Source organism: Paenibacillus sp. FSL R7-0179, assembly GCF_038002265.1.
Lineage (GTDB): Bacteria > Bacillota > Bacilli > Paenibacillales > Paenibacillaceae > Paenibacillus_AQ.
Window position 1 is genome coordinate 1,420,375 of sequence record NZ_JBBOCC010000002.1, and the last position, 22,459, is coordinate 1,442,833.

At 54.0% G+C, this 22,459-nt stretch carries 19 protein-coding genes and 1 pseudogene; 11 read left to right on the forward strand and 9 right to left on the reverse strand.

The annotated features are described in order from the left end of the window. Positions 1-14: 14 nt before the first annotated feature. Together MKX63_RS22595 and MKX63_RS22600 are read right to left on the reverse strand one after the other, a co-directional pair. A complete protein-coding gene (locus tag MKX63_RS22595) occupies positions 15-1,412 on the reverse strand; it encodes a sensor histidine kinase (protein ID WP_341020218.1) in 1,398 nt (465 codons plus the stop codon). Continuing rightward, positions 1,412-2,119 (reverse strand): response regulator transcription factor, encoded by a 708-nt coding sequence (locus tag MKX63_RS22600; RefSeq protein WP_445321795.1) that lies wholly within the window; start codon positions 2,117-2,119, stop codon positions 1,412-1,414. Before MKX63_RS22600 ends, MKX63_RS22595 begins: the two co-directional genes overlap by 1 nt. 168 nt (positions 2,120-2,287) lie before the next feature. Here MKX63_RS22600 and MKX63_RS22605 point away from each other — a divergent pair, with 168 nt between their 5' ends. The 4 genes and pseudogenes from MKX63_RS22605 to MKX63_RS22620 all read left to right on the forward strand — a co-directional run. Beyond that, entirely contained in the window at positions 2,288-3,205 is a 918-nt protein-coding gene (locus tag MKX63_RS22605) for an ABC transporter ATP-binding protein (protein ID WP_341020221.1), read from the forward strand. After that, entirely contained in the window at positions 3,202-3,954 is a 753-nt protein-coding gene (locus tag MKX63_RS22610; RefSeq protein WP_341020222.1) for an ABC transporter permease, read from the forward strand. Before MKX63_RS22605 ends, MKX63_RS22610 begins: the two co-directional genes overlap by 4 nt. Before the next feature lie 12 nt (positions 3,955-3,966). After that, the gene (locus MKX63_RS22615; protein ID WP_341020223.1) at positions 3,967-4,692 is read left to right on the forward strand and encodes an ABC transporter permease; all 726 of its coding nucleotides are present in this window, start codon (positions 3,967-3,969) and stop codon (positions 4,690-4,692) included. Positions 4,693-5,123: 431 nt separating this feature from the next. Further along, positions 5,124-5,732 (forward strand): annotated as a pseudogene (locus MKX63_RS22620) (group II intron maturase-specific domain-containing protein); the annotation flags it as partial. 70 nt (positions 5,733-5,802) lie between these two features. Here the strand turns inward: MKX63_RS22620 and MKX63_RS22625 are convergent. Beyond that, positions 5,803-6,951: an asparaginase gene (locus MKX63_RS22625; RefSeq protein WP_341020224.1), complete on the reverse strand. Its 1,149-nt coding sequence runs from the start codon at positions 6,949-6,951 to the stop codon at positions 5,803-5,805. 269 nt (positions 6,952-7,220) lie between these two features. Here MKX63_RS22625 and MKX63_RS22630 point away from each other — a divergent pair, with 269 nt between their 5' ends. From MKX63_RS22630 to MKX63_RS22650, 5 genes are all read left to right on the forward strand, one after another. Continuing rightward, a complete protein-coding gene (locus MKX63_RS22630) occupies positions 7,221-8,258 on the forward strand; it encodes an ABC transporter substrate-binding protein (protein WP_341020225.1) in 1,038 nt (345 codons plus the stop codon). Between the two features lie 44 nt (positions 8,259-8,302). After that, a complete protein-coding gene (locus tag MKX63_RS22635) occupies positions 8,303-9,409 on the forward strand; it encodes an ABC transporter ATP-binding protein (protein ID WP_341020226.1) in 1,107 nt (368 codons plus the stop codon). Next, the gene (locus MKX63_RS22640) at positions 9,406-11,061 is read left to right on the forward strand and encodes an ABC transporter permease (protein ID WP_341020227.1); all 1,656 of its coding nucleotides are present in this window, start codon (positions 9,406-9,408) and stop codon (positions 11,059-11,061) included. Before MKX63_RS22635 ends, MKX63_RS22640 begins: the two co-directional genes overlap by 4 nt. A gap of 82 nt (positions 11,062-11,143) precedes the next feature. Beyond that, a complete protein-coding gene (locus MKX63_RS22645) occupies positions 11,144-12,862 on the forward strand; it encodes a sensor histidine kinase (protein ID WP_341020228.1) in 1,719 nt (572 codons plus the stop codon). After that, on the forward strand, positions 12,834-13,664 hold the full coding sequence (locus MKX63_RS22650; protein ID WP_341020229.1) for a response regulator transcription factor: 831 nt from the start codon (positions 12,834-12,836) through the stop codon (positions 13,662-13,664). Before MKX63_RS22645 ends, MKX63_RS22650 begins: the two co-directional genes overlap by 29 nt. A 65-nt stretch (positions 13,665-13,729) precedes the next feature. Here MKX63_RS22650 and MKX63_RS22655 read toward each other — a convergent pair whose 3' ends face one another. Next, the gene (locus MKX63_RS22655; protein ID WP_341020231.1) at positions 13,730-14,497 is read right to left on the reverse strand and encodes an ABC transporter ATP-binding protein; all 768 of its coding nucleotides are present in this window, start codon (positions 14,495-14,497) and stop codon (positions 13,730-13,732) included. After that, on the reverse strand, positions 14,497-15,603 hold the full coding sequence (locus MKX63_RS22660; RefSeq protein WP_341020233.1) for a FecCD family ABC transporter permease: 1,107 nt from the start codon (positions 15,601-15,603) through the stop codon (positions 14,497-14,499). Before MKX63_RS22660 ends, MKX63_RS22655 begins: the two co-directional genes overlap by 1 nt. A gap of 249 nt (positions 15,604-15,852) precedes the next feature. Here MKX63_RS22660 and MKX63_RS22665 point away from each other — a divergent pair, with 249 nt between their 5' ends. After that, positions 15,853-16,923 carry an ABC transporter substrate-binding protein gene (locus MKX63_RS22665; RefSeq protein WP_341020235.1) on the forward strand — a complete coding sequence of 357 codons (1,071 nt, stop codon included), beginning with the start codon at positions 15,853-15,855 and terminating at the stop codon, positions 16,921-16,923. A 37-nt stretch (positions 16,924-16,960) separates the two neighbouring features. On the opposite strand, the gene MKX63_RS22670 is transcribed toward MKX63_RS22665, so the two are convergent. Genes MKX63_RS22670 through MKX63_RS22685 form a run of 4 tightly spaced genes read right to left on the reverse strand, consistent with a single transcriptional unit; the run spans position 16,961 to position 20,800 of the window. Further along, positions 16,961-17,977 carry an ABC transporter ATP-binding protein gene (locus MKX63_RS22670; protein WP_341020237.1) on the reverse strand — a complete coding sequence of 339 codons (1,017 nt, stop codon included), beginning with the start codon at positions 17,975-17,977 and terminating at the stop codon, positions 16,961-16,963. Then, positions 17,977-18,759, reverse strand: a complete 783-nt coding sequence (locus tag MKX63_RS22675; RefSeq protein ID WP_341020239.1) for an ABC transporter permease — start codon at positions 18,757-18,759, stop codon at positions 17,977-17,979. The genes MKX63_RS22670 and MKX63_RS22675 overlap by 1 nt, the downstream gene beginning before the upstream one ends. 29 nt (positions 18,760-18,788) lie before the next feature. Then, positions 18,789-19,607, reverse strand: a complete 819-nt coding sequence (locus tag MKX63_RS22680; protein WP_341020241.1) for an ABC transporter permease — start codon at positions 19,605-19,607, stop codon at positions 18,789-18,791. Next, positions 19,607-20,800, reverse strand: coding sequence for a serine hydrolase domain-containing protein (locus tag MKX63_RS22685; RefSeq protein ID WP_341020243.1), 1,194 nt, complete (start codon positions 20,798-20,800; stop codon positions 19,607-19,609). Before MKX63_RS22685 ends, MKX63_RS22680 begins: the two co-directional genes overlap by 1 nt. A 216-nt stretch (positions 20,801-21,016) precedes the next feature. Between MKX63_RS22685 and MKX63_RS22690 the strand changes: the two genes are divergently transcribed. Further along, the gene (locus MKX63_RS22690; RefSeq protein ID WP_341020245.1) at positions 21,017-22,324 is read left to right on the forward strand and encodes an APC family permease; all 1,308 of its coding nucleotides are present in this window, start codon (positions 21,017-21,019) and stop codon (positions 22,322-22,324) included. Positions 22,325-22,459 lie beyond the last annotated feature (135 nt).

Here is a 22,459-nt window from a genome sequence, read left to right on the forward strand (position 1 = left end):
CGGGAACCTGATGTCTACTTGGGCAAAGGTAAAGCCGGCAGCTTCAGAGTCGCACACAGCCCTTCCCCCGGAGGGCTCTCCAGAACAAGCTTACCCTTGTGAGCTTCCGCGATGCGGGCGACCATCGGGAGGCCAAGCCCGTGGCCCTGCCGGACGGGGCGGGTCCGTTTTCCAGAGTAGGGCAACAGCATCAGCTCAGGCAAAAGCTCTGACGGAACCCCAGTCCCTTCATCGGATACGGCTAGACAGCATTCCGGCTCCTTCGGGTTCCGGCTGCCGGAGACCGTTACCGTAATCCGGCTGCCGTCCGGATTATGGCGGATGCTGTTCTGGACCAGATTGTTTACCGCACGGTACAGCAGTTTCTCGTCGCCCGTCACTAGCAGGCGCTCGTCCATAATGCACAGGTCCAGCGAATAATGCTCCTCCAGGCCGTTATTCATGAAGTCAGAGACCACGGTCCGGGCCAGAGCGGATAAGCGGACCGGCTTAAGCTGCAACGGCTGCATGTCATACTCCAGCATCGAGACGAGATTCAAATCGCTGACCAGCGATCTTAGCTGCTCGCCTTGGCGGCGGATGATGGCAGCCTGCTGGCGTTGCTCTCCGGTTAGATTGTCCTGCTCCTCCAGATTGCTCGCGTAGCCCAGGATCATCGAGAGCGGAGTACGGATGTCATGGGAGATCCCGGCGATCCAGTTCGAGCGGGCTTCATCCCGTGATTTCAGCTGCGAGCTCCTGGTTTGCAGCGTAGCGGAAGCCGAATTAATGCTCTCGGACAAATCGCTGAAGAGTCCGGAGGTCTGCAGTTGGACCGGCTCGTCTTTGGCCAGGGCATGAATGCCGTTGATCAGCGGCCGGATACTGCTGATCAGCCGGGAGCCGATGAACAGTGAAAGGGCCACAGCCAGTACCACGTTGCAGGCCAGGAGGAGGAGCACTCTTAAGGGGAGGGAGCGCAACCAGTCCGTCAGGTATCCGAGCTGATATTTTTCATATGAATATTTGGGATAGCCAACGACGAGAAGTCCTTCCGGGTGCTCCCAGATATACACAGGATACTCCAGCAAGTAGTAGCGCGAGAGCTTCGCCACCTCTACGATGTTGTAAGCGCGCGGAATCTCCGGCGGAAGCTGCTCACTCCATGTTACCCTGCCCCCCGTATCCAGCAGCATAGCCCAGGCCCGGTTCTGCTGAAGCAGCGCGGCCCCCTTGGGATCAAGGGAATATGTGCCGTCAGCCCCTTGCAGAGCTGAGGATAACTCGCGCACAACCTTCTCCGGTGAAGCCTCCTGATGGGTCTCCTTGAAGATTAGAGAGCCGATTAGAATCAGGTTGAACAGGAGCAGCAGCGTAGAGACCAGCAGGGTAGAGCCTACGAATTTGCGTAAAATCCGGACCGCGCTGTCCATTAGAGCGCCTCCTGCACCATGAGCTTATACCCAAGTCCTCTGACCGTCAGCAATTGCTCCGGCTTCGAGGGGTCTGCTTCGATTTTCTCGCGGATACGCCGGATATGTACCATTAAGGTGTTCTCATACCCGTAGCTGTCATCCCCCCACACCGCCTGGCAAAGGGCATCGCTGGTCACAATCCGGCCGCCGTTCTGGTGCAGCTTGATCAGAATGGCATGCTCCTTTGCCGTCAGAGGCAGCTCCTGGCCTTCTCTTAGTACCACAGCGCTGTCCAGATCCACTACCTGTTCACCTGATCTGAAGACAGGCAGCCGCTCTGGTATGGAAGGCGCATATACCCGCTTCAGCACAGCGCTCAGTCGCAGTATTAACTCCCTCGGCAGGAAGGGCTTAACGATATAATCGTCAGCCCCCAGTCCCAGACCCAGCAGCCGGTCCTCATCTTCACCACGCGCCGACAGGAAAAGTACCGGCATCCCGGAGAAGGTGCGTATGGCGGAGAGAAGCGAGAATCCGTCCCCATCCGGCAGCATCACATCGAGAATGGCGATATCCGGCTTCTCCTGGCGGCACATTGCTAAGGCACTGCTGTAATCTCCAGCTGCGTATATGCGGTAATACCCTTCTTTTCGTAAAAAAAGCTCGATCATCTCGCGTATCTTCTGCTCGTCCTCGACGATCATTATTTTGCGGTTCTTCATCATATTCAATCGTCATCACCCATAATTAGTATACACGATCAGGCGCTGAAGAATGGGCGGGGCCGGAGTATTTAAGGTAGGCGTAAGGTTATCTTCAGTCTGCAGCAAGGGAAGGCCGCTATGCTTGGAAGCAAGAGCCAACTTGACAGAAAGGGAGCTGAACTGGAGCCTATGAACACACATCCAATTATCGAGACCCAGCAATTGACCAAGACCTATGGGGGAACGCCCAGAGTGGATCAGGTAAATCTGACGGTGGAGCAGGGAGAGATTTTTGGCTTCCTCGGTCCGAATGGAGCAGGGAAGACGACTACACTCAAGATGCTGCTCGGACTGGTGCAGCCCAGCCAAGGAACAGTTAAGCTGTTCGGGCAAGAGCTGCGGAACCACCGGCTGGAGATTCTGAACCGGACGGGTTCCCTGATAGAGTCACCTTCCTATTACGGACATCTGACAGGTCTTGAGAATCTGAAAGTGATGCAGCGGCTGCGCAGCCTGCCTGCCAGGAATATCGATAAGGTGCTGGAGATTGTGCGGCTGGATAATCACCGGCATAAGCCTGCCGGGCAATATTCACTCGGAATGAAGCAGCGCCTGGGTCTGGCCATGGCCCTGCTGGCTTTCCCGAGCCTGCTCATACTGGACGAGCCCACCAATGGTCTTGATCCTGCGGGGATCGGGGAGATCCGGGAGCTGATTAAATCCTTGCCTGCCCAGTATGACATGACGATTGTGGTATCCAGCCATCTGTTGTCTGAGATCGAGCAGACCGCTACCTCGGTAGGAATCATCAGTGACGGCAAGCTGCTGTTCCAGGGGACGATGGCTGCGCTTCAGGCACAGAACCGGGCGGCGGTTCACTTCCGGATCGATGATTCCGCCCGGGCAGTCCGGATTCTGTCGGAGCACGGGTACCGGCCCAGGATGCAAGAGGGGCAGCTGGTGTTCAGAGCCATGCCGGACTCTGAGGTGGCGCGGGTCAATGAGATCCTGGTGTCAGGCCAGATTGCTGTGAGCCGGATCGTGGAGTCGAAGAAGAGCCTGGAGGATATCTTCCTGGATCTTACCGGAAAGGAGCGGAGCCTGTGACGAGAGCCTTGTTCCTCGAATATTACAAAATCCGGCGGAGAAGGGTATGGGCGATGCTGACGCTCTTTCTGGCCGCCGAGCTGGGCTGGGCAGCCATGTCCATAAGCATCTCGATCTCGCGGAGTGCAGACAATGCCGCCTGGGAAGCGCTGATTTTCAGCCTCTCGTCCATGAACGGGCTGTTCCTGCCGATTCTGTCGGCGATTGTGGTGTCAAGGATTTGCGACATGGAGCATAAAGGGGATACCTGGAAAATGCTGATGACCACCTCTGTCGGACGCCAGGCGGTCTATGCCGCCAAATTCGTCTGTGCCGGAAGTCTGATCCTCTACGGCATTCTGGCCCAAGCTGTTTTTATTGCCGGCTTCGGCATGTTACATAGACTCACAGCACCGTTCCCGGCAGGCTTGCTGCTTCAGTTCACTGCGGGTACTCTGATTGCCAGTCTATTGATTATAGCCATGCAGCAATGGATATCGCTGGCGGTGAAGAATCAGGCGTTTGCCCTATGTCTTGGCATGCTGGGCGGGTTCCTGGGGACAACCGCAAGCTTATTCCCTGCCGCTGTCCGGCGGATGGTCGTCTGGTCTTATTATTTGGATCTCAGTCCGGTGACTTATCTCTATCAAGCTTCTGCGGGTTCTTATATTACAGGTACAATACCTGTCCTTCAATGCATTACAGCTCTATTCATCACGCTGCTCCTGTATATGGGCGGAAATGCCCATATCTCAAGACAGGCAATATAAGGAGGAGAACTTATGCTCAGAAGTGTTGCTGCCGAATGGGCCAAGCTGCGCCGCTCGCGGATGGGACTGGTGCTGGTCAGTCTGCCTGTGTTCAGCCTGATGATTGGCTGTGCCAACTTTGTTATGAACCGTGAGGCGCTCGAAGGCGGCTGGTATAGCCTGTGGACGCAGGTAAGTTTATTTTACGGGGAGTTTTTCCTGCCGATTCTGATTGCCATCTGCTGCGCCTTTGTGTGCAGGCTGGAGCATGTGAACCGGAACTGGAACATGATTCTGGCTGCTCCAGTATCCATAGCCGGCCTCTTTATAGCCAAGCTTGTTATTGTAGGCGTGCTGATTGCCGGAGCGCAGGCGCTATTCCTTCTAATGTATTGGGCGGCAGGACGGATGCTGTCTATGACGGGGGCTTTTCCGCTGGACATCATCCTGTGGACCTTTCGCGGCTGGGTGGCTTCGCTCAGCATTGCCGCGCTGCAGCTTGGGTTGTCCATCCGTATCCGCAGCTTTGCCACGCCGATTGGAATCAGCCTGTGTGCGGTCTTTGTCGGGCTGGGCTTATATGTGCTGAAGCTGGGTCTGCTGTTCCCTTATTCGCTGCTGACCATTGGCATGGGCGTGCTTACCCAGCGCGGGCTGACTCCGGCAGAGAACCTGCTGTTCTTCTCCATGAGCGGAGTGTATCTGGTCATCCTGTCGGCCTGGTCTATCCGCCGGCTGAAATATAGTGCAGCGGCGTAAGTTCCGCCCCAAATGCATAACATAAAGAAGGAGCTGTCTAGGAAGCCGTGAAGCGGCTGCTTGGGACAGCTCTTTATGATGGAGAAGATTTAGCGTGAGCACTTGGGAGAGGGGGACGCTTCGCCAATGTATGCTGTTTTCCGCATACATTCAGGCCTCAGGCCTGCGCCTCAGCAAAATGTATGCTGTTTTTCTCACACATTCGGGCCTCAGGGATGCGCCTCAGCAAAATGTATGCTGTTTTTCGCATACATTCGGGCCACACGCCTGCATGTCAGCAAATGTATGCTGTTTTCCGCATACATTCAGGCCTCAGGCCTGCGCCTCAGCGAATGTATGCTGTTTTTCGTTCCCGTAATAAAAGGGGCTGTCACTTTTGGGACAGCCCCTAATTCTAGTACGCCCAGCATGGGCGTACTAGAATTAGGGTGGAATTGACCGGACGCGGGTTGCGCTTCGTACGCTACGCAGACGACCGTAATATCTTTGTGGCGAGCAAACGAGCTGGCGAACGGGTCATGGAATCGGTTAGCCGATTTGTAGAAGAAAGTAAACCGGGAAAAGAGTGCGGTAGCCAGACCTTGGCACCTGAAGTTCTTAGGATTCAGTTTCCTAAGCCAGAAACAGGCGAGTATACGAATAGCACGAAGAGTCTTAAGGCATGCAAAGAGCGAATTCGAGAGCTAACGAACCGGACCTGGTCCATCTCAATGGAAGAACGAATACGCCGATTGAATCAATATCTGATGGGCTGGCTTGGCTATTTCTATCTGGCGTCGGCAAAGAAACACCTCCAAACATTGAACCAATGGATTCGGAGAAGGCTGCGAATGTGCCTGTGGAAACAATGGAAGCGAGTGCGCACACGAATCCGCGAACTTCGGGCACTTGGGGTACCCGAGTGGGCCTGTGTAACGATGGCCAACTCGAGGCGAGGCGCATGGGAAATGTCTTGGAATACAAATAATGCCCTTCCGACTTCCTTCTGGGAAGCGAAAGGGCTGAAAAGTTTGCTTTCACGTTATCTGGAGCTTTGCTAACCTTTTGGAACCGCCGTATGCGGACCCGCATGTACGGTGGTGTGAGAGGACGGAGGCTTGCCGCCTCCTCCTACTCGATTTTGCTCATATCATAATCCGGCATTCCAATGGTAGAGAACCACTGGCGGATTTGCTCCTGGTCCTTGGAGAAGGTAAGACCCAGCTGAAGCAAGAGTCTGGCCTTCTGCGGTAGCAGATCGCCTGCGCCTATAATTCCTTTGGCGCCGGTATCATATACTGCCCCCGAGCCTGCGCGTGTCGCGCTGACGAACAGAACACCCTTGTCAATCGCCTCTTTGCGGGCAGCCTGCTGCGCGGTCGAGATCCCGCCGGCCCCGTGGCCCGCAGTAACTATGCCTTGGACTCCATCATTGGCCAAAGCTGTAATCGGTGTTGCGGAGGCTTCCGTATAGCTGTATACAATGTCAACCTTAGCGAGATCCTCCGGCTGGATTGTGCTGAGATCGAAAGGAGTCTTCCACTTCTCCGTTCCGGCATCCTTAACACGGGCCGGGGCACGGACGGCGCGTATCCGGTTTTCATCCACTGTACCCAGGGCACCGTAACGGCCGCCGTCAAAGGTATCCAGACGCAGTGCATCGGTCTTGGTAACCTCCCTTGCTGCAAAGAATTCATCATTCATCATCAGAACAGTACCGTAGTAGGCCGTCTTTTGGCTGGCAGCCAGTCGTATCGCATTCAGCAGGTTGGCTTCCCCGTCGAAGGAGATCGTATTGGATTGCCGCATCGACCCTGTGAAGACGACAGGCTTCGCGCTGCGGACCGTAAGATCAGTCCAGTAAGCCAGCTCTTCCATAATGTTGGTTCCGGTAGTCACGACAACAGCGTTCACTGCCGGATTAGCCAGTTCCTTATCGATAGCGATAGTGAGGTTATATAAGTCCTTGGATGAAGTCTGCGCCGAACTGATGTTGCTGAGCTCGGTGCTGGTCACATTGGCGATTTTGGACAGCTCGGGCTGTAATCTCTGGATAATATCTTTGATGGGAACCCTGGGGGTGCCGTAAGTCTGAAACAGCTCTCTGGAAGGTGAGGTGGAGGTGATCGTTCCGCCGACACCGACGACTACGACATTGGGAATGACTTTCCCGGGTACAGCCACATCCGCTGCCTGGGTAATGGAGGGAAACGACAACAGGGTAAAGAGGGCAAGCAGGGCGGTAAAGCTTCTCAGAGTCCGTTTGTGAATAAATTTCATAAATGACCTCCTTAGATGTTAAAATTAATGTGATTATATATGACATAAATCATAATTGTCAAAATGATATATTTACTTTTATGTAAAATAAATCTATATTCATGCAGGTTTATTGTATAAAAATTAAAAAAGAATAAATTAATGTTATTTTACATAACTCATATTGTTATTTTAGTTGCGAATTTTAGATGATTTTGTCGAATAATAGGATTTTAAAGATATTTCAAGCTGATAAAATAGACCTATATTCAGATAAGGGGTGAATGAAAATGAAAAAGTGGTTGAAGGTGTCACTTATTATGACAATGATGGTGGTTGTGCTCTCGGCGTGCGGAGGAAACAAAGCGAATGAAGGCGCGGCGGGCGGCAGCTCGAATAAACTGGTAGTCTATACCCCTAATAGTGAAGCGATGATTAACGCACTTATCCCAGCCTTTGAGAAGCAGACAGGCGTTACCGTAGAGCTGGTATCGGCGGGCAGCGGTGAGCTGATCAAGCGGATTCAGTCAGAGAAAACCAACCCGTACGCGGACGTTATGTTCGGCGGAGCTTACGCCCTGTTCAATGATAATGCGGACCTGTTCGAAGAATATGTATCTTCTAATGATAAGGATCTGTTGCCGGGTCACACGAATACGACAGGGATCATGACCTCTTATGTGTCTGACGGAAGTGTGCTGCTGGTGAATACGAATCTGGCAGGCGACATTCCGATTAAGGGCTATGCAGATCTGCTCAATCCGGCGCTGAAGGGCAAAATTGCCATGGCGGACCCCGCGAACTCCAGCTCGGCATTTGCCCAATTGACGAATATGCTCAGAGCAATGGGCGGGGATTACACTTCAGAGGCAGGCTGGGATTATGTAGCCAAGCTGCTGGAGAATCTGGATGGCAAAATTGCGGGCGGCTCCAGCAAAGCGCACAAGAGCGTTGCGGACGGCGAATATGTGGTGGCGTTGACGTACGAAGATCCGGCAGTGAGCTATGTGAGAGACGGCGCTCCAGTCAAGGTAGTCTATCCCGAAGAGGGCACGGTATTTCTGGATGCGGTAGCGGGAGTGGTCAAGGGCTCTCCGAATCAGGAGAACGCCAAGAAGTTCATTGATTTCCTCATCTCCAAAGAAGGACAGGATGCACTAGGGAAAGAGACCACGAACCGTCCGTTACGCTCGGATGCGGTAATCGGAGATTTCATGACACCGATGGACCAAATCAAGGTGATTGATGAGGATGTGGCCTATGTAGCGGAGAATAAGTCAGCCATTATAGAACGCTATACAGAGCTGTTTACCAATATCGCGAAGTAATTCAACCTTCAGAACAGCCAATTTAGAGGAAGCGGGTGTGCAACATGAGCGTCGCAATATCCTTCAAGAATATTGTCAAAAAATATGGCGACACCACCGTCATCCCCGAGCTGTCCCTGAACATCCAAAAGGGTGAGTTCTTCACCCTCTTGGGTCCTTCAGGCTGCGGGAAGACTACACTGCTGCGGATGGTGGCCGGGTTCAACAGTATCGAAGGCGGGGATCTCGGCTTCAACGATAAAGTCATGAACAACGTTCCTCCGGGCAAACGGAACATCGGAATGGTGTTTCAGAATTACGCCATTTTCCCCCATCTGAACGTATCGGAGAATGTAGCCTTCGGGCTGGAGAACCGTAAAGTGGGCAAGGAGGAGCGGCAGCGCAGAGTCGCAGAGATTCTGGATACGGTGCAGATTGAAGTTTACAAGGACAGAATGCCCAAGAATCTGTCAGGCGGACAGCAGCAGCGCGTTGCTCTGGCCCGCGCCATCGTCATTAATCCCGACGTGCTGCTGATGGACGAGCCGCTGTCCAATCTGGACGCGCAGCTCCGCGTGGATATGCGCAATGCCATCAAACGTATCCAGCGTGAGGTGGGAATTACGACAGTCTATGTGACACATGATCAGGAAGAAGCGATGGCGGTATCCGACCGCATCGCGGTAATGAAGTCCGGGATCATCCAGCAGGTGGGAACGCCGCGGGATATCTATCAGCGCCCGGCTAATCTGTTCGTCGCCACCTTCATCGGGCGGACCAATGTCATTGCGGCGAAGCTGGAGAGCGGAGCCGGAGGTAACGCAATTCTTCGTGTGGGCGGCAGTTATTCACTGGAAATCCCGGGGCTTCAGGATGAACTGCTATCCGCGGCAACGGCAGAGGTGAAAATCTCCGTCCGGCCGGAGGAATTCGTGCTGGCTGAAGACGGCACAGGTCTCACGGGAACCGTGGTGAACAATGTGTTTCTGGGGTTGAATACCCACCTGATAGTGGCGCTTGAGAACGGACAGGAGGTGGAGGTCATCCAGCAGTCGGCTTCCACCCAGGCGGTGGAGACCGGACAGCAAGTGACGCTTGCCATTCTACCGGGAACGGTCAATGTATATGATGAAGCCGGGGAACGCAATCTGAACCGGGGGATTCGGCTATGAGCGGCCGGATGAAGCGCTGGGATATCTGGTCGCTGATTACCTTTGTACTTTTTGCCGGATATTTGGTATTCCTGGCCCTGCCCTTGTTCATGCTATTGATAAAAAGCTTTTTCGACAGCAACACCGGAGAGTTCTCACTCGCCTACTTCCATAAATTCTTCAGCAAGGCTTATTATATGAATGCCGTGTGGAATAGCATCAAGGTCACGGTAAGTGTTACCCTGCTGTCTATCCTGGTCGCCGGCCCGCTGGCCTACATTATGACCATTGCCAGAATCAAAGGCAGCGCTGCGGTGCGGATTCTGATTCTGATCTCCTCCATGTCCGCTCCGTTTATCGGGGCGTATGCCTGGATTCTGCTGCTTGGACGCAGCGGGGTGATCACTACCTTCATGTCCCGGGTATTCGGGTTCACGATGCCTGATATTTACGGCTTCTCCGGCATTCTGCTGGTGCTGACCCTTCAGCTGTCTCCGCTGATCTTTATGTATGTATCAGGAGCGCTGAAGAATGTGGACAACTCCCTGATGGAAGCGGCGGAGAGCATGAACTGTACGGGTCTGCGCAAAATGTGGAAAATCCTCGTGCCCCTGATTACGCCGACACTTCTCGCCGGTGGGCTGCTGGTGTTCATGAGGGCATTCGCGGATTTCGGCACACCGATGCTGATCGGTGAAGGCTACCGGACGGTACCTGTCCTGATTTTCAACGAATTCATCAGTGAGGTCGGAGGAGATGACGGCTTTGCTGCGGCGATCAGTGTCATTGTTGTGTTTTTCGCGGTTGCGGTCTTTCTGCTCCAGAAGTATGTGGCGAATCGGAAGTCGTATAGCATGAGTGCGCTGAATCCGATTGAACCGAAGAAGCTGAAGGGAGTAGCCAATCTGGCGGCCCACGCCTACGTGTATCTGTTCACGTTACTGGCGTTGATGCCTCAGGTCTATGTAGCCTATACCTCCTTCCTGAAGACCTCCGGCAAAATATTCGTCGACGGCTATTCGCTGGACAGCTACCGGGCGGCCTTCTCCAAAGTGGGAGATGCAATCTACAACACCTTCATGATGGCCAGTATCACCATTGTAATCATTACCCTGGCTGCGGTCCTGATCGCCTATGTGACGGTGAAGCGCAAAGGTGCGGCGGCGAATGTTCTCGATACCTTCACAATGCTGCCTTATATCGTACCCGGCTCGATTCTGGGGATTGCCCTGCTCGTGACCTTCAATAAAGAACCGCTGGTGCTGAGCGGCACCGCTGTGATTCTGATTGTTGCTTTTGTCATTCGGCGGCTGCCTTATACGATCCGCTCCAGTGCGGCGGTGCTCCATCAGGTGAATGACAGCATTGAAGAGGCTGCGATTAGTCTGGGGGCCTCCACCCTGCGGACGTTCTTCAAGATTACCGTGCCGATGATGATCTCCGGGGTATTCGCCGGGGCGATTATCAGCTGGATCAGTATTATTACAGAGCTTAGCACCTCAATTATTCTGTATACCGGGAAGACCCGGACGATGACCGTAGCGGTCTACACTGAGGTGGTTCGCGGCAATTATGGGGTGGCGGCTGCCTTATCGACGCTGCTGACGGTGATCACCGTACTGTCCCTGCTGCTGTTCTTCAAGCTCTCCGGCAAAAAAGAAGTAACCATGTAGCTGTAGTCCGGGCCCGCGCCAGCGGGTACCGGGCTTTGCTGCATCCTGGTGTATGATTACAGGACGAATAGGAGGGGAAGGCATGAGGGCAAAAAGGAGCTTCAAGGATTCGCTGCGCAGACTGTTTTTGCTGCATACGCTTGTGCCGATTTCCATTCTGTTTGTGCTGTTCCTGATGTTCATGATGATCAATTCGCGGTTCCTGCTTATCAATCAGACGGCAGAAGCGGGCAAAAAAATTAAGCTGGCGATGGAGGAAGTCTACAGCTCCTATATAAAGGAAATGAATGGAGCTTCGGCGCTCGATTCCGTTATCGCGTTCACAAGTGCGCAGACCCGGGGCCCTGAGGTGTTCGAGCGGTTCTATGCCTTCAACAACCGGCAGCGGGTAAAGAGTATTCTGTATATCATGGGTACAGATGGAAGCATTCTGGCCTCCTCTGCTAACTACGGCTCTGACTCCTCAGACCTTGCCCTGCAGGCTATCGCCCGGAGGATGCACAATCAGGGCCTGACGGGATTGGCCGAGACCAACCCTATCCGCTTCTCGCATGACCGCTATACCGCTTATACATTTGCTAAGGCCATCAGCGGCAGCGGGGGTGTGCAGGGGTATCTGATCTATCAATTGTACGAGCCGGATCTGCAGAAGCTGCTTTTCGTGCAGAATAACGAAATTGCCGTAGTTACTGATCCTTACCGGACCATCATTGCCACAACCAATAACCTGACCCAGGGGCTGATGAACAAATACAGCCTGACCAGTGATTCCAAGGGCTACGTATGGATTGATGACGGAAAGTATTACAGCAAGGAAACGTATCTTCCGTTGTCGCAATGGCGTATTTACACGTTAAGTGCCGCCGAAGGGAACCGCAGCGCCTATTTGTCTTTGGTTGTATTTTTTGTATTGGCGAGTCTGCTGCTCTGGATTGTTATTTGGTATTCGGCCCGTATTATCTCCACGCGCCAATCACGGGCGATTGATAAGCTGATCTATGCCGTAAGAGAGCTGCAGTCCGGCAATATGGATTCTTACGTGTACATCGGAACCGGTGATGAGTTCGAGACGCTGGCGAATCAGTATAACCGGATGCTTCAGCGGCTGAATGAGCTGGTCGCCCAGAATACAGAGCTGTCCGATCTGCGCAGAGTCATTGAAGTGAAGCATCTGCAGTCGCAGTTTCATCCGCATTTCATATTCAATGTACTGGAGACGCTCCGGTATGCCATTATCGTGGACAATCAGCTTGCCCAGGATATGGTCCTTACGCTGTCCCGCCATCTGCGCTACAGTATAGGCAATGAGCAGGATCATGTCATGCTCGGGAGTGATCTGGAATATATAGCAGGCTATATGAAGCTCCAGCAGATCCGCTTCAAGGACAGGCTCCATTACCGCGAGGAGGTAGACCAGGCGGCCCGGACGGCGCTCGTCCCCCGGCTGATGCTCCAGCCGGTGATTGAGAATACGATTAAGTACGGCTACCGCCAGCGCCAATCCGTATCGGTTAAGGTGCTGGGCTGGGTAGAGGGAACGGATCTTATTCTTGAAGTGAAGGATGATGCCGGAGGCATGAGCAGAGAACGGCTTGCGGAGGTGCGGGCCATCATGGATTCACAGGATAACCGTGCCCCTCACATCGGGCTGCATAATCTGCACCGGCGGCTGGTGCTGATGTATGGCGGCCGTTACGGGATTGAGCTGGACAGCACGCTGGGAGAAGGCACCGTCGTTACATTCAGATTGCCATACCGGAAGGAGGAGACCAATGTTCAAGGTGCTGCTGGTAGAGGATGAGGAGATGATCCGCAAGGGGCTGCGGTTCACCTTCGATTGGATGGGAGCCGGCTGCGTCGTGGTCGGGGAAGCCGAGAATGGCGAGGATGGACTGCGTCAGATCGCAGACTTGCGGCCGGATATCGTCATTGTTGATGTGAATATGCCGCTGCTGGACGGAATTGGCATGATTGAGCAGAGCGTAGAGGAAGCCGATTGCAGCTACATTATCCTGTCGGGCTACGATGAATTCAGACTGGCCAAGGATGCTATCCGGCTTGGGGTGACCGAGTACCTGCTGAAGCCCCTGGAGCAGGAGCAGCTACTCGCTGCTCTGGAGCGGGCCAAGGGGCAGCTGGCGATGAAGCGGCAATACACGGCTATGCTGACATCAGGTGCTGCTAATGGGGAGGCACTGCAAGCTTCTGTCGTTAAGCTCCCCGGGAAGTCGTCCCGTTACGTGTCCAGGATGATCGGGTATGTTCAAGAACATTATGCGGAGAAAATCGGGATCAAGGATCTCGTGGAAAGCCTGGGGGTAAGCGCCACCTACTTGAATCAGAAGTTCAAAAGCGAAACGACCTATACCTTCAACGATTTCCTGAACCGTTACCGTATCCAGAAGGCGATGGATCTGCTGCGCAGCGGAGAGGACAAGGTATACGCCATTGCCGCCGATGTCGGCTATAAGGACTATAAATATTTCATTGCCATCTTCAAAAAATACGCAGGCTGCACACCCAGCTATTATCAGGAGCGGTACGGCCTTGGACAAAACAGCGGAGAATCGGCAGCGGACAGTCACACCAAACTGGCAGACTAATGGGCAGCGGTAAGCGCCGCCGCCTCTTTAGTCTGCCTAAGTGTATCCTCTCATTAAGCAGAGAGTTACTTTGTCTCCAGATAGGCGATGCCCAGCGCCCCGGTGACCGGGTTGCGGTAGGTCTCGCACTCCACATCGAAGACCTCGCCGATTAATTCCTTGGTCAGAATATCCTCCGGCACTCCGCTGGCCGCGACCCGGCCTTCCTTCATGACATACAGATAGTCGCAGTATTCTGCGGCCAGGGTGAGATCGTGGAGGGCGGCGAGAATGCCGATATCCAGCTTTTTGACAATATTCAGAATCTGCAGCTGGTACTTGATATCCAGATGGTTGGTCGGTTCATCCAGAATCATGAATTCCGGCTGCTGGGCCAGCACACGCGCCAGAATGACCCGCTGCTTCTCACCTCCGGACAGGGAGTTATAGCTGCGGCCGGCATGTCCCTCCAGATTCACCTTGCGCAGCGCGGCAGAGATAATATCTGAATCCTCCCGGTTGTCGGTCTCCAGCATCCCCTTGTGCGGCGTCCGGCCCATCGCCACCATCTCCCGCACGGTGAAGTCGAAGCTCAGCTCGTTGAACTGGCCGACGACGCCGAGCTTGCGGGCTACGGCCTTCGGGCTTGCTTTGATCACATTCAGCTCAGAGAGGAAGACATCCCCCTGGCGCGGCTTAATGACCTTATAGATGCTCTTAAGCAGCGTGGATTTGCCGCAGCCGTTCGGGCCGATCAGGCCGACGAATTGCTTATTTTGTACCCTCAGCGAGACCTCCTGCACAATTTTCGCTTCACCGAAGGATACACTTAGGCTTTCAACGTTCAGATTCATCAGCTTTTCCCTCCAAAAGCATAGCCTTTTCTAATCAGCATGTACATGAACATCGGCGCCCCAATCAGCGCGGTAATAATCCCGATCGGCAGCTCCACATTCGGCACAATCGTCCGGGCAATGACATCCGTCCAGATCAGGAAGATCGCGCCGAACAGAATCGACGCCGGCAGCAGCCTGCGGTGGTCCGAGCCGACCAGTCCCCGCACCAGATGGGGGATAATCAGTCCCACGAAGCCGATCATTCCGCAGCTGGCTACCATAACTCCGGTAATCAGCGCGGTGAGGATCATGTAGACTCTGCGGTAGGCACCCAGATGAATACCCAGCGTAACCGCCGCCTCATCTCCGAGCAGCATGGCATTTAGCACGCGGAACTGCGAGAGGAACAGGATAACAGCAAGCAGGATGGTGACCGAGATCAGTGGCAGCTTATCCCAGCTCGATGCAGCCAGGCTGCCCATCGTCCAGAAGGTAACCGTCTTGATGCCTTCGGCATTGTTCGCGAAATAGACAATGAAGTTGGCAAAAGCGGTACATAGAGCGTTAATGACCATCCCGGCCAGCACCAGCTTGACGGAGGTCATTTTGCCGCCTGCACTGGCGAGTGTGAGGACCAGCAGAGAGGCGCCAACCGCCCCTGCAAAAGCCCAAAAGGCGACACCCGACTGGCCGAGCAGCCCCATCGAGCCGAAGCCGATCAGGATGGCGAAGGTTGCGCCCAGCGAAGCGCCGGAGGAAATACCGAGTATGTATGGATCAGCCAGGGGGTTCTGTACCGCTGCCTGCATAATTGTCCCGCACAGCGTAAGTCCGGCGCCGATGAACATCGCCATCAGGACACGCGGGAACCGGATTTTCCAGATAATATCCACGAACGAACCGGAGGTCAGGTCTTGTATATCTCCAATCTGAATGCCTGTGATGTGGTGAAGCAGAATCCGGTAGGATTGGGAGACAGGAATGTCTACCTGCCCGAAGGAGACCGCAGCCCCGGCAGACAGCAGGGTAATAACGAACAGGATGCCTATAATAGCCATAAAGCCGTAACGGGAATGAATGAGAGATTGCTTAGGCTGTGAAGGTACGGCTAGATCAGTATGCATGACAATGGGAAGGCTCCTTTACATTAGAGAATTTAGTATGGACTGACTCATCAGACGACACTGTGAGCAGGATATCGTAGCATGTTTTTAAATATAAGGTACAATGAGAACGATTGTCAATGATAATTATTCTCATTGACATGCGGCTCAACTTTCTATATTCTACGGAGGTATCCCCTGCAAGGCTATGGGCTTAATGCCCTTCCCGCAGGATAACTAATGTACATACAGAAAAGGGGACCTAAGAGAATGAAGAAAATATTCAAAAGATATGTACCGCTGCTGGCGGTTCTCGTAATGGCGGTTATGCTGGCGGCTTGTTCTTCCAACGCAGGTAATGAGAAGGAAGCAGCGGCAACGGCTGCACCTGCATCGGCCAGTTCCGCACCGGCGGAGACTGCACCTGCGGCAGCCAAGACGGTATATCCCCTAACAATGGAGAACCACACGAATAACGGGGAAGGCACCGAATGGACGGCTAAATCGCAGACCTTCGATAAGGCTCCCGAGAAGGTAGTAGCGAATACCCAAGGTGCGGCGGAGCTGCTGATTAAGCTGGGGCTTACCGACAAAATGGTCGGAGTAGCGGCTCTCTACGGTGCAGGTGATCCGGCAGTTCAGGAAGAGTTCAAGAAGATTCCTGTCATCTCACAGGACTATGCCAGCAAAGAGCTGGTTGTAGGCGCGGGCCCGGATCTGGTGATGGGCCGCGGCGGCCTGTTCGCGGATGCGGATTGGGGAGTAGGGACGGTAGGCGGACTCAATGAGCTGGGCATCAAGACCTTCGTGCAGAGCACCAGCCTGCAAGGGGCAACGCTAGACAGCTTGTACAAGGACATTGAACAGCTCGGCCAGATCTTCGATGTGCAGGATAAGGCCACGGCTTACATCGCAGAGCTGAAGGAGCGTGCGGCGAAGCTGAAGGAGGGATCGGCAGCCACAGGCGCCAAGACCTTCGCTTATGTATCTGACGGAGGCAACGGAGCAATCGCTGTTTATAGCGGCAATGTCGACACTTTTGCGGGGGATGTGCTGGGGTTGGTGGGACTGACCAACAGCTATGCCGATGTGACCGGTGAGATCAGCAAGGAGCAATTGATCGCCACCAACCCGGATGTCCTGCTGATCTCAGTGTACACAGGCGGTATTGATGCCGACCAGTCGATAAAGGCGTTCTATGCCGATCCGTCACTACAGAGTCTGAAGGCGATCCAGAACAAAGCGATCTATAAGATTGACTTCAACCAGTTCTGGGGCTACAGCTATTCCATCTTTGACGGGGCGGAGAAGCTTGCGTCTGAGCTGGCTGCTGCGAAGTAATCCGATCTTATCTTGACAAAAAAAGCAGCCTGAGCTGTCACTCTAACGGGTGACGGTTCAGGCTGCTTTTGGCATTCTCATAGATATTCATAACCACCTGCTGAATCGGAAGTTCCTTGACGGATATATCCGAGAAGGCATGCTTGCGGGAGATACCTTCGATGAACTCGCTGATTGAGATCCGGGCGGTGTCTACCTCAAGCGTTATCTCTAGGTCGGAGGGGCGCTCCATTACCTTGGTCCAGTCATTGTCGAAAAGGGTGTCCCGCACCGACTCGTTAAACGTAAAGCTTACGCGCTTCTTCTCTCCAAGGAACAGCTTCAGCCGCTGGAGCGAGTCATCAAACACCTTCTCGCCGTGATTAATGACAATCACCCGGTGGGCTAACTCCTCCACATCCTCCAGATCATGGGTGGTGAGAATGCAGGTCATGTTCTGCTGCTTGTTCATCTGGCGGATGAATTCGCGGATTTTGAGCTTGGCGATCACATCCAGCCCGATGGTCGGCTCATCCAGGAACAGAATGTCCGGCTGGTGCAGCATCGCCATGACGAACTCGCATTTCATGCGTTCGCCAAGCGACAGCACGCGGGTAGGCTTCTCCATCACTCCGACTATATCCAGCAGCGTTGCCAGCTCTTCCAGCCGGTTGCTGAAATCCGTGGCTGAGATGCCATAGATCGCTTTGTTCATCTTGAAGCTGTCGATGGGCGGAATATCCCAGATGAGCTGGGATTTCTGGCCGAAGACCGCTCCGATGGTGCGGACATAATGCTTCCGGTCCCGGGCCGGGGAATAACCGAGTACTTCGATCTCCCCGCTGGTCGGGTAGAGTGCGCCGCAGAGCATTTTGATCGCAGTGGATTTGCCTGCCCCGTTCGGACCCAGCATCCCGCAGATTTCACCCCGCTCAATGGCGAAGCTGATATCGTTCACGGCCTGGACGCAGACCGCTTCACGCCGGAAAAAGCTCGCGAAGGTCTGCCCCATGCCTGCGCCCCGCTTATAGGTAGTATAGCTCTTCGTTAAATGCTTGACATCGATCACCGGCATCAGCCGCCAACCCCCTCATATAATCTGATCATGTGCCGGTAGACCCAAATGCCTGCCCAGAGAAAGACAAAGCAAGGCAGAACCGCGATGAAATCACCGGCCTGTGCCCGGCCAAGCAGTGCGGAGGCCGGGAGGTAGCCAACCATCCCCACGGGAATGATCAGCGTAGCTGCCGCCTGCACCGCCTTCGGGAAGATCGGCAGCGGATATTTACCGACATGCAGCACGCTGTCCGCCAGCTCGGAAATCCGGGAATTGCCGACCCATTTGAAGGACATCGCCGCCATCATCAGCGATAATCCGGCGAGTACAGCCGTCCCGGCCAGGAACATCCCGGTGAATTGCAGCCACGCGAGGGCGGAGATAGCGCCGATATGCAGAGCGGAGAAGATGAATAAGGCAGCCCCGCCAAGGAATAATCCGACACTCTCTACAGAGAAGGTAGTTGCTACAATGTAGAACAGCGGATTCAGTGGCCTCAGCAGAATGACCTCGAAGCTGCCCTCCCTCACATGCGACATTGTTGTCCATAGCAATCCTCCAAAGACCAGACTGGAGAGACCGCTGGACATGGTGAATATAGACTGAATCAACAGCACCTCGTACAAGCTCCAGCCGGGAAAGCTAGTGCCCGCCCGATAGATTAACAGCGTCACCAGCGGAAACAGAATGTTGCCGATTAGGGTAATCAGACTGCTGACGATGAAGTTCATCCGGTAAGCCGAAGCGGTCTGGATAGCAGAGTACATGCACTGCTTGTATACATCTACATATTTTTTCATAACAGGAATGTTCCTTTCCCTCCGGGTATTCATGCGCCGACCGCCGTGAACTGCTTCATGGCCCGGCGGCGGACCAGCTCATTACAGCCGAACATTATTAGTACAGCAGCGGCCTGCATGCCTACGGCTTCGGGAAGGGATAGCTGAAGGCCGCCTAGTGAATAATGCCCGGTGAACACCATGGCAGGCATATAAGCAATGTACTGGAAAGGCAGGAACAGCTGGGTGACCTGAAGCCAGTGCGGGAAGAAATCAAGCGGAATCAGCGCCCCCGAGAATATTCCCGATACCAGCAGGAAGGCGCTGCGAATCCCGCCGGATTGCACCAGCCAGAAGGAGGTCAGTCCTATCGTATAATTGACATAGAAGTTCATAAGAAAGGCAAGCAGCACAGATACCAGTGTCCAGGGGAGGCTTGCCGGCCGCATATCGATCCCGAAAATATAGATAAAGATCAGCAGGCAGGGCAGGAACTCAAATAAGAAGCCGAGCATCCGGTGCCCCAGCTTCTGGAACAAGGCGAAGGAACGGTGATGCACCGGGCGCAGATGGAAGGTGAGGAATTTGCCGGTACGCACCAGCATCGACAGATTCCAGTCGGCAAAATCCATAATCAGATACCCGATTAGTGCCGTTGCCCCGAAATAGCGGATCATTTGCTGGAGATCAAGTCCGCCGAGCGTAGTCTGCCCGCCATAGACTGCGGTCCAGATGAAATATTGCACCATGAAATAGACCGGGCCGACAATAACAGAGACCAAGGAATGGGTGCGGTAGGCACTCCATTCCTTGTAGGTAACCTCTGCAACGGCCCGGCAGATGAGCCAGTTATACTTAAGACGGTTCATTACATCAGTCCTGACCAGATTACATTGGTTACATTGAACAGGGCTTCCGCATACCAGTTATCATCCGTGAAGGGCACGAACCATACCGCCGTGAGCTGCTCCACCGGATCGATTACCATACAGCAGGCGCCGGCTCCCTCATGAAAATAACTGCCCTCAGAATAGAGGAATGCGGGGCCTTTCCGCATATCCAGCCCAATGCCATAGCTCCGGTCTTTGACATTGTTGCCCCAGCAGTAATCAGGCTTGCCATAGAGCGTGCGGGTGGTGAGCTTCTCGACGGCTTTGCGGCCGATAATACGCGTATCCCCCAAGGTTCCCATGAAGAGGAGCATATTGGCGAAGCGGGTGAGGTCCGCAGTAGTTGAGACCAGTCCTCCGCCTGTGCTGGATACATTCTCCCACAGCTTCTCTGCTGGAGGTACTTCCGGTTGTACGCCATGGATCAGGTCATGGAGCTGCTTTTCTTTATGTTCATTTCTTATGATGAAGCGCCCCGCTAATTCGGGAGTCGGCTCCCACATCGTGTCCTTCATGCCGAGCGGCTGCAGGATCTGCTCCTCTATGTACTGTTCAGCGGAAATACCAGTGACCTTCTTAATGATCTCACCAAGAATACAAAAGCCGAAGGAGCAGTATTGCCATTCCTCACCGACCGGTTTGTCGATCCCGCAGCTCAGTGCAGCTGTGATCCAATCAAGCTCGCCGTCCTCCGGCTTATACTTGTCGAAATATTCGCCAATCAGCTGCCAGTAAGACTTGTGATAAGGAATCGTGCCGCCCGCACAGTCAGGGAACAGGCCGGAGGTATGGGTCAGCAGGCTGTAGATGTCGATTTTATTGAACGGCTCTACGTTAAACGGTTCCAGAAAGGCACCAACGGGAAGATCAAACCGGAGAATGCCATCCTCCACCAGCTTGGCTATCGCCACAGAGGTCACCGCCTTGGTGATGGATGCGATGCGATGAACGGTTGTCGGCAACAGCGGGTCCGTCCGGTCCTTGCGGTAGGAGAGGGGGCCGATGGCACCGTTCATGAACGTCTTGCCGTACCGGGAGACGCTGTAAGCGGCTGCCTGGATTTTGTTCTCGTCGATCAGTTTCTGAAAGAGGGTATGGAGTACCCCGATTCTTGAAGCGTCGTATTGGACCTCTGCCGGTGAGCAGTCGGTAATGCCGGGAGTGTAGAGCATACGTATATGCCTCCTCGAAGGGTAGTAGCGCCAAGATGAAGAAGAGTCCGTGATAGCGCTCCCAAATAGTATATATTCCAGATCATGGATGGTTCAATGGCAAGTTTGATTTATAACCAATTTATCCTGATCCAAAAAGAGGGGCGGAGTGCAAGAACAGAGAATTTACTACGGAGACTATCACTCACACAGAATGGAAGGACAAGGAAAGAAATTATGAAATCGAAACCGTTAACCCAAAGTATCACCTTTATGCAAGCCCTGGCTCTGGTGGTCGGGATGATTATCGGATCGGGGATTTTTTTGAAGCCTGGGATTGTATTGAGTGACGCAGGAACCCCGTGGATGAGTATTCTGGCCTGGCTGGCAGGAGGGATCATTACGCTGGCTTCCGCGCTGAGTGTGGCGGAGATTGCAGCGGCCATTCCGAAGTCGGGGGGACTCTATACGTATCTAACCGAGTTGTACGGCGGAGTAGCCGGCTATCTGCTGGGCTGGGTGCAGGCCGTGATCTCATATCCGGCTTCGGTGGCTGCGCTGGCGATTGCTTTTGCAACCTACTCTGGTTACTTCGTGCCGTTGAACGCATGGCAGCAGAAGCTGGTGGCTGTCGGGATTCTGGGCTTCATCCTGCTGATGAATGTCATCGCGACGAAGTTCGGCGGGATCATTCAGACGGTGGCCACGGTTGGGAAGCTGATTCCGGTAGCGGGCATTGTGGGCGTCGGGCTGTTCTCGGATTTGGCTCCGGGCTTCAGCGGCATCAGTACAGCGGCTGCGGGTGCAGGCTTCGGGGCTGCGGTGCTTGGAACACTCTGGGCTTATGACGGCTGGATCAGCGTGACCAATATGGCGGGAGAGATCAAGGACCCGGCCAGGACGCTGCCCAAAGTCATTTCGATCGGTGTTATTTTTGTCATCGCCGTATATGTGCTGTTCAATATAGCGGTGTTCCAGGCGCTGCCCTATGACCAGATTGTGTCATCCCAGACCCCCGGAGCCGATGCGGCTGAGGCCTTGTTCGGGAGCGGCGGCGGAGCCTTCATTACGGCAGGCATTATCGTCTCTGTGCTGGGGGCGCTGAACGGTTATCTGATGACCGCAGCGCGGGTGCCGCAGGCGATGGGGGAGCGGGGACAGCTTCCGTTCTCCAGGGTGCTGAGCAGCATTCATCCGAAGTTTCAGACACCGGCGAATGCGCTTGTTTTTCAGAGTGTGCTGGCGGTGGTCTACATCTTCTCAGGAACCTTCAATACGCTTACTGATCTGCTCGTGTTCGTGCTCTGGATCTTCTTCACCATGGGCGTGTTCGGCGTGTTCCTCCTGCGCAGGAAGCTGCCGCCCGTACAAGGCCGCTATCGCGTGCCGCTCTATCCGTTCACCCCGGTTCTTGGCGTAGCAGGGGGCCTCTATATCCTGGCCAGTACAATTATCAGTGACCCGCAGCGTTCCCTTATAGGGATTGGCATCACGCTTGCGGGACTCCCGGTGTATGTGGTGATGATGCGGAAGAAGCGCGTGTAGACAGCAGTCCATAGCCAGGTGTGAGATAATTTGAACAAAACAGTTGACAAGCGCCCGTTCAAAAAAGTATACTATGAAAGTACTTTTGAGCGGACGCAGTCAGCTTAGAGATTATCGTCTAGAGAATCATACATA